2 protein-coding genes are annotated in these 6,419 nt (G+C 33.5%); both read left to right on the forward strand.

Translation table 11 applies throughout. From position 1 onward, the window contains the following. The first annotated feature begins 3 nt into the window (after nucleotides 1-3). Nucleotides 4-3,711, forward strand: coding sequence for a DNA-directed RNA polymerase subunit beta (gene rpoB, locus HUJ77_RS13805; protein ID WP_291709566.1), 3,708 nt, complete (start codon nucleotides 4-6; stop codon nucleotides 3,709-3,711). Nucleotides 3,712-3,732: 21 nt separating this feature from the next. Next, nucleotides 3,733-6,419 (forward strand): DNA-directed RNA polymerase subunit beta' (gene rpoC, locus HUJ77_RS13810; RefSeq protein ID WP_291709564.1); only part of this gene is annotated, 2,687 nt, incomplete at its 3' end.

The following is a 6,419-nucleotide window of genomic DNA, read 5'->3' on the forward strand; positions in this document are numbered from 1 at the left end:
TTCATGGTACATCCTGTCCAAGTCGGAAAAAGAACTAGAATGAGTTTTGGTAAAGTTAAAGATGTAACAGAAATGCCAAATCTTATTGAGGTACAATTAGATTCATATCAGTGGTTTTTAAAGGAAGGTCTTCATGAAGTATTTGACGACATAAATCCGATCACAAATTTCACAGGTAATCTTGTTCTGGAATTTGTTGATTACAAACTTGATATGGATAACATTAAGTATTCAGTGGAAGAGTGTAAAGAGAGAGATTCAACTTATGCTGCACCACTAAAGGTTTCTGTAAGATTACAGAACAATGAAACTGGAGAAATTAAAGAACAAGAAGTATTTATGGGTGACTTCCCATTAATGACTGAACAAGGAACTTTCATCATCAATGGTGCTGAAAGAGTAATAGTAAGTCAATTAGTAAGGTCACCAGGAGTTTATTACAGTTTTAACGTTGATAAAACTGGTAAAAAACTATACTCTTCTACTGTAATTCCAAATAGAGGAGCATGGTTAGAATATGAAACAGATTCTAATGACATTATCTATGTAAGAATAGATAAAACAAGAAAACTTCCTATATCTATATTAGCTAGAGCTATGGGATTTGGAAGTGATGCAGAACTTTTAGACTACTTTGGAGAAGACGAAAGATTCAAAGCTACAATAGAAAAAGATAATACTAAGACTAAGGAAGAAGCCTTATTAGAAATATATAAAAGGCTAAGACCAGGTGAACCACCTACGGTTGATAGTGCTATATCTCTTATCGACTCATTATTCTTCGATGCAAAGAGATATGATTTATCTAGGGTTGGTAGATATAAATTTAATAAAAAATTAGCATTAAATTTAAGATTAATTAACCAAATTGCAGCAGTAGATATAGTAAATCCTTTAACGGGTGAAATTATAGTAGAACAAGGCAAAAAAATAGGTAGAGCTTCAGCTGAAGAAATACAAAATATTGGTATAAATTCAGTTGATATTTTAGTTGAAGATAAAGTTGTTAGAGTAATAGGTAATAACTTTGTTGACATAAAGAATTTTATTTCTTTTGATATAAGCGACTTAAATATTAAGGAAGCTGTTCATTACCCAACTCTAAAAGAAATTTTAGATAATTATGATGATGAAGAAGTAATTAAAGAAGAAATTAAGAAAAATATAAATAGACTTATCCCTAAACATATTGTTAAGGATGATATATTTGCAACTATAAGCTATGAATTAGGATTACCTTACGGAGTAGGTTATGTTGATGATATAGATCACCTAGGCAATAGAAGGTTAAGATCTGTTGGAGAGTTATTACAAAATCAATTTAGAATTGGTTTATCAAGAATGGAAAGAGTAGTTAAGGAAAGAATGACTATTCAAGACCAAGAATCCATAACTCCTCAAATGTTAATTAATATTAGACCAGTTGCTGCATCTATCAAAGAATTCTTTGGTAGTTCACAATTATCACAATTCATGGATCAAACAAATCCACTTTCAGAGTTAACACACAAGAGAAGATTATCAGCTTTAGGACCAGGAGGTCTTTCAAGAGAAAGAGCTGGTTTTGAAGTTAGAGACGTTCACCACTCACATTACGGTAGAATGTGTCCGATTGAAACACCAGAAGGCCCAAATATAGGACTTATCAACTCTTTAGCAACTTATGCAAAAGTTAATGAGTATGGATTTATTGAAACACCATATAGAGTTGTTGATAAAGAAAATGGAATAGTAACTGATGAAATAAGGTATTTCACAGCTGACGAAGAAGATTTATACCTTGTAGCTCAAGCAAAGGAACCAATTGGCGAAGATAGAAAGTTTGTTGACAGCAGAGTTACTGTTAGAAGTAAACATGATATCTTAGTTGTTAATGCAGATGAAGTTGATTTAATAGACGTATCCCCAAGACAAATTGTATCAGTAGCTACAGCTATGATACCATTCCTTGAAAATGATGATGCTTCAAGAGCACTGATGGGATCAAACATGCAACGTCAAGCAGTGCCTCTACTAAAGCCACAGGCTCCAGTAGTAGGTACAGGAATAGAATTTAAGGCAGCGGTAGATTCAGGAGTACTTCCAAAGGCTAAAAATGCTGGTAAAGTTGTTTACGTAAGTTCTAATGAAATAAGAATTAGAAGAGATGTAGATGGTGGATTAGATACTTATAAGCTTCTTAAATTTAAGAGAAGTAACCAAGGTACATGTATAAACCAAAGACCTTTAGTAGATAAAGGTGAAATAGTGTTTAAGAACCAAGTATTAGCTGATGGACCATCAACTGATTTAGGTGAAATAGCTCTAGGTAAGAATATAAGAATGGGCTTCATTACTTGGGAAGGTTACAATTACGAAGATGCTATGCTTATTTCTGAAGAATTAGTTAGAGAAGATGTATTTACTTCAATTCATATAGAAGAATATGAATGTGAAGCTAGAGACACTAAGTTAGGACCAGAAGAAATAACTAGAGATATTCCTAATGTAAGCGAAGATGCATTAAAAGATATAGATGATAGAGGTATTATAAGAATAGGTGCTGAAGTTAGATCAGGAGATATTCTTGTTGGTAAAGTTACACCAAAGGGAGAAACTGAATTGACTGCTGAAGAAAGACTTCTAAGAGCAATATTCGGTGAAAAAGCTAGAGAAGTAAGAGATACTTCTTTAAGAGTTCCTCATGGTGAAGCTGGTATTATCGTTGATGTAAAAGTATTTACAAGAGAAAATGGTGACGAGTTAAATCCAGGAGTTAATGAGCTAGTAAGATGTTATATAGCTCAAAAGAGAAAAATATCTGTTGGAGACAAAATGGCTGGACGTCATGGTAATAAAGGGGTTATATCAAGAGTTCTTCCTGAAGAAGATATGCCATTTTTACCAGATGGAAGACCATTACAAATATGCTTAAACCCATTAGGGGTTCCATCTCGTATGAATATCGGTCAGGTACTAGAAGTTCACTTAGGATGGGCAGCAAGTCAATTAGGATGGCATATAGCTACTCCTGTATTTGATGGAGCTACTGAAAAAGATATAGAAGAATGCTTAGAAAAAGCAGGTTATAACGCGAATGGAAAAACTGTTTTATATGATGGTAGAACAGGAGAAGCATTTGATAATGAAGTAACTGTTGGTATAATGTATATCTTAAAACTAGCTCACTTAGTTGATGATAAGATACACGCAAGATCTACAGGACCATATTCATTAGTAACTCAACAACCTCTTGGTGGTAAAGCACAATTCGGTGGTCAAAGATTCGGGGAAATGGAAGTTTGGGCATTAGAAGCATATGGTGCTGCACATACACTACAAGAAATATTAACTGTTAAATCAGATGATGTTGTTGGTAGAGTTAAAACTTACGAAGCTATAGTTAAGGGTGAAAATATTCCAGAACCAGGTGTTCCAGAATCATTTAAGGTTCTTATAAAAGAACTTCAAGCTCTTTGCTTAGATGTTAAAGTTTTAAATGGAGATAACCAAGAAGTAAAACTTAAAGAGTTTGCTGAAGAAGATATGGAAGATTTAGAAGTTAACATTGAAGGAACAGAAGATGTTGTTTCTGATGATGTGAATATAGATGATAGTTATACAATGCTAGAGGACGAAGTTGAGGAAGAAGTAGAGTTTGATAACTTTGCATTAGAGGGCTTCCATGAAGAAGACTTAGAACTTGATGATTTTGTAAATGATGAACACTAATTTTGAAGGGAGGATGTACCCTTGTTTGAATTGAATAATTTTGATGCTATACAAATAGGTTTAGCTTCACCAGATCAGATAAGAGAATGGTCAAGAGGTGAAGTTAAAAAACCTGAAACAATAAACTATAGGACCTTAAAACCAGAAAGAGATGGTCTATTCTGTGAAAGAATTTTTGGACCTATCAAAGACTGGGAATGTCATTGTGGAAAGTACAAGAGAGTAAGATATAAGGGCATAGTTTGTGACAGATGTGGAGTTGAGGTTACTAAGGCTAAGGTAAGAAGAGAAAGAATGGGGCATATTGAACTTGCTGCCCCAGTTTCTCATATTTGGTATTTTAAAGGGATTCCATCAAGAATGGGATTACTTTTAGATATGTCACCAAGAGCTTTAGAAAAAATATTATATTTCGCTTCATATGTTGTAATAGACCCTAAAGAAACACCATTATTAAAGAAGCAACTTCTTAATGAAAAAGAATATAGAGAAGCAGCAGATAAATATGGTGAAGAAAGCTTTGTAGCTGGAATGGGAGCAGAAGCAGTTCAAGAATTACTTGGAGAAATCGACTTAGAATCACAATCAAGAGATCTTAAAGAAGAATTAAAAGTAAGTACTGGACAAAAGAAAGTTAGAATAATAAGAAGACTAGAAGTTGTTGAATCTTTTAGAAAATCAGGAAATGATCCGAGATGGATGGTTATTAATGTAATACCAGTAATACCTCCTGATTTAAGACCAATGGTTCAATTAGATGGTGGAAGATTTGCTACTTCAGATTTAAATGACTTATATAGAAGAGTTATTAATAGAAATAACAGACTTAAAAAGTTATTAGATCTAGGAGCACCTGATATTATTGTTAGAAATGAAAAGAGAATGCTTCAAGAAGCAGTTGATGCGTTAATAGACAATGGCAGAAGAGGAAGACCTGTAACAGGACCTGGAAATAGACCTCTTAAATCATTATCAGATATGCTTAAAGGTAAGCAAGGTAGATTTAGACAAAACTTACTTGGTAAGAGAGTTGACTATTCTGGTAGATCAGTTATAGTTGTTGGACCAGAATTAAAAATGTACCAATGTGGGCTTCCAAAAGAAATGGCTTTAGAATTATTTAAGCCTTTTGTAATGAAGAAGTTAGTTGAAGATGGTGTAGCACACAATATTAAGAGTGCGAAGAGAATGGTTGAAAGAGTTAATAATCAAGTATGGGATGTGCTTGAAGAAGTTATTACTGATCATCCAGTATTATTAAACCGTGCACCTACTCTACATAGACTTGGTATTCAAGCTTTCCAACCAATTTTAGTAGAAGGTAGAGCTATAAAGTTACATCCATTAGTATGTACAGCTTATAATGCTGACTTTGATGGAGACCAGATGGCTGTTCACGTTCCATTATCAGTAGAAGCTCAAGCGGAAGCAAGATTCTTAATGTTAGCTGCTGGTAACATAATGAAACCTTCAGATGGTAAACCAGTTTGTGTACCTACACAGGATATGGTTTTAGGTTCATACTATTTAACTATGGATAAGTCTGGAGCTAAAGGTGAAGGAAAAATATTTGCTTCTAAGGATGAAGCTATAATGGCTTATGAAGTAGGAGAAATAGCTATACATGCTGAAATAAAAGTAAGAATGTTTAAAGAAATAAATGGAGAGGTAAGATCAGGAATAATCACTACAACTGTAGGTAAAATAATATTCAATGAATCTATTCCTCAAGATTTAGGATTTGTTAATAGAGAAAATAAAGATGAAGAATTTAACTTAGAAGTTGACTTCTTAATAACAAAAAAGACATTAGGAAAGTTAATAGATAAATGTTATACTGTTCACGGTCCTACAAATACTTCTATAATGTTAGATAAGATAAAGGCTTTAGGATATCACTATTCATCAATTGGAGCTGTAACAGTAGCTGCTTCTGATATGATAGTACCTGATGCTAAATATACCCTTCTTAAAGAAGCTGATGAAACAGTTGAAAAAATTGAGAAGATGTATAAGAGAGGTTTCATATCAGAAGAAGAAAGATATGAAAGAGTTATAGAAAAATGGACTAAGACAACAGAAGATGTAGCTGATGCACTTATGGATAGTTTGGATAAATTTAATCCAATATTCATGATGGCTGACTCTGGAGCCAGAGGTTCTAAATCTCAGATCAAGCAATTAGCAGGTATGAGAGGACTTATGGCGAGTCCGACTGGTAAGATCATAGAATTACCAATCAGAGCTTCATTTAGAGAAGGTCTTGAAGTGTTAGAATACTTTATTTCTACACACGGAGCTAGAAAAGGTAATGCCGATACAGCTCTTAAGACAGCTGACTCAGGATACTTAACAAGAAGACTTGTTGACGTATCACAAGATGTTATAGTAAGAGAAATAGATTGTGGTACAACAGAAGGTATCTATGTTTCAGAAATTAAAGAAGGTAACGAAGCAATCGAAGGATTAGCTGAAAGACTTTATGGCAGATATACAGCAGAACCAATTATAAATCCAGAAACTGGAGATGTTATGGTAGAAGCTGATCAATATATGGATTTAGATACTGCAGAAAAAGTTGCAGCAACTGGAATTAAAAAAGTTAAAATTAGATCTGTATTTACATGTAAGTGTAAAGTTGGAGTATGTTCTAAGTGTTATGGTATGAACATGGCAACAGCACAAAAAATAAATATAGGTGAAGCTGT

This window comes from Clostridium sp., assembly GCF_021443865.1.
In the GTDB taxonomy this organism is placed as follows: Bacteria; Bacillota; Clostridia; order Clostridiales; family Clostridiaceae; genus Clostridium.

Excerpts from the sequence above, each read along its gene's own strand:
- rpoB (WP_291709566.1), top strand. The coding sequence starts at position 4 with ATGGTACATCCTGTCCAAGTCGGAAAAAGAACTAGAATGAGTTTTGGT.